Raw genomic sequence first — 2414 nt, 5'->3', positions numbered from 1 at the left:
TCGGGCAGCGCCCGGAATTCGGCGTGGTGGCGCGAGACCTGGAGATCGGAGACGACCAGCTCGTTCTCCAGCGCACGACCGATGCGCATCACCCGGCCGGCGGCGAGCTGATGGAAGGTGGTCGGGCTGCGGTCGCCCTGGGCGGGCGCACCGCCGGCCGGGCCGGAGGAGCCGGTGCCGGGGCCGTTCTGCGCGAGGTTGTTCTGCGGGGCCTGGGGCTGCTGATGCGGCGGCTGGGGGGCCTGCTGGTGCTGCGGCTGCTGATGCGGCGCCTGCTGCTGCGGGATGAACGGCTGCTGCTGGTGCGGGGCCTGGGGCTGCTGCTGGGGCTGCGGCCAGCCTTGGGGCTGCGGCGCACCCTGCTGCGGCCCGCTCTGCTGGGGCACACCCTGCTGCGGCACACCCTGCTGGGGCCAGCCGGGGCCGGGCTGCTGCTGCGGCTGCTGGGCGGGGAGCTGCTGAGCCTGGTGGGGCTGCTGAGCCTGCTGGGGCATGCCCATCGCCGCCTGCTGGCCGTACGCGCCCGCGGCGCCCATCGAGGCACCGCCGCCGGAGACGCTGAGCCGAGGGCCGTCGGTGGCATTGCCGAGATGGACGGCCGAACCAGGGCCGATTTCCACCTGTTGGATTCTCCGGCCCTGCACATAAGTGCCGTTGGTGGAGCCCTGATCCTCGATGACCCAACTGCGCCCACCCCAGCGCACCGTGGCATGCCGCCAGGAGACCCTGGCGTCGTCCAGCACCATGTCGCCCTGCGGGTCACGCCCCAGGCTGTACGACCTGGACGGATCAAGTGTCCAGGTCTGTCCGTTCAATTCCAGTACGAGTTCCGGCACTCCATGCCCCACTAGTTGTCCCCCGAGTTACCCCCCTGACAGAGGGAGTCTAGGGATGGCGAACATCCTGAGGAACTATTTCAGGCTCAGTCCCTTCACCGGAAGTCGGGCTTTGACAAGAGCACAACTCGGGCGTCATTGACTCATCCGAAAGGCCCTCGGAAAGTGGTAAGCACTGACGCATAGTGCGGATCATTGTTAATCCGGGCAACTCGCGACGATCGGGAGTCGGCGATATGAGCGCGAGCGGTGGCGGACGAGTGCCCTGGGGGCCCGCGCTGCTCGCCGCGATCGCAAGCGTGAGCTGGGCGTTTCTGGCCATGGTCGGGATCGCCGCGCTCGGTCTGCATCTGATCGGCGCCGACCGTGCGGGCGCGCTCGGGCCGATGACCGCCGCGGCGACGGTGCTGGCCGTCGGCGGTTCCGTCACCCCGTCCGGCGATGTGGGCGTCTTCGGGCTGGAGGGCGCCCAGGCCCATGCCGCCATCGATATCGCGCCACTCGGGGTGAGCCTGGTCGGCGCGCTGCTGCTGGGATGGCTGTTCTCACGGTCGTTACGGGCCACGGGGGCGGTGATCGGCCCGGCCGAACTCGCCGTGCGCGCGGGCCTCGTGGCCGTCCTCTTCCTGCTGCTGCTCGCCGGGCTGACCTGGGTGGGCAACGATACGGTCACGATCGACGGCGCCACCCTCGCCCTGCCCGGCCTCGGCAGACAGCGCACCGAGCACGATCTGCTGCGCCGGCTCCCCGAGCAACTGGGCGATATCGCGGATATCGGCGCCGGGCTGCTGCCGGACCGGCTGGCCGAGCTCGTCGACGCCAAGGCGTCCGTCGGCTTCACCGTGGCGGCCGGCCGCTCGGTGCTGGGCGGCGCGGTGTGGGTCGTCGCCGTCCTGCTGATCGCGCTGCTGGCCGCGCGCCGTACCCCGCTGCCGCCCGGCGGGCAGGCGCTGCACCGCACCGTCCGGCCGGCGGTGTCCGCGCTGTGCGGGGTGCTGGTGCTCGCGGTCGGCGCGGGTCTGGTGGCCGGGATCTACGCGGCGGTCGGGGACGACCATCCGGGGCTGGTGCTCGGATCGGCGCTGCTCGGCGCGCCCAACGGGGTGTGGATCGGCGTACCGCTCGGGCTGTTCATCCCCTGGTACGGCAAGGCGAGCGGCGCCCTGCGGCAGGTGCTGCCCTATCCCATGGACGATCTGCTCGCCGGGCCGGGCGGGGAGCCGCTCACGGTGGGGCGGCTGGCCGAGCTCGACGGCCGGGTCTGGCTGCTGGTGGTCGCGAGCGTGCTGCTGATGCTCGCCGCCGGGGTGCTCACCGCCGCCCGTACGCCCGTGGCGAGCTCCCGGCCGTTCGCCTTCGCGGGGCGGTGTGCGCTGCGGCTGGGCGTGGTGACCGCGCTCGCGCTGCCGCTGCTGGTGTGGCTGACCCGGGTCTCGGCGGGCGCGAGCCTGTCCGTGCTCGGCTTCGACGCCTTCGGCGCTGGGCTCGAGCTGTACGGAAACGCTCCGCTCGCGGCTGCGCTGGGCGCGGGGTGGGGCGCGGCGGCGGGGGCCGCCGGGGCACTCGCGGCATGGGCCA

At 72.7% G+C, this 2414-nt stretch carries 2 protein-coding genes; one reads left to right on the top strand and one right to left on the bottom strand.

Annotation, left to right across the window (positions count from 1 at the left end):
• Positions 1–836 (bottom strand): FHA domain-containing protein (locus KN815_RS36575; protein WP_443732338.1); only part of this gene is annotated, 836 nt, incomplete at its 3' end.
• Between the two features lie 236 nt (positions 837–1072).
• On the opposite strand from KN815_RS36575, the gene KN815_RS36570 reads away from it, so the two are divergent.
• A partial coding sequence (locus KN815_RS36570) for a streptophobe family protein (protein ID WP_216346150.1) occupies positions 1073–2414 on the top strand: 1342 nt, incomplete at its 3' end.

Origin of the sequence: Streptomyces niphimycinicus (genome assembly GCF_018883605.1) — a bacterium.
GTDB classification, from domain to species: Bacteria; Actinomycetota; Actinomycetes; order Streptomycetales; family Streptomycetaceae; genus Streptomyces; species Streptomyces niphimycinicus.
Note: the sequence above shows the minus strand (reverse complement) of the source record. Positions and strands in the feature narration are given on the sequence as shown.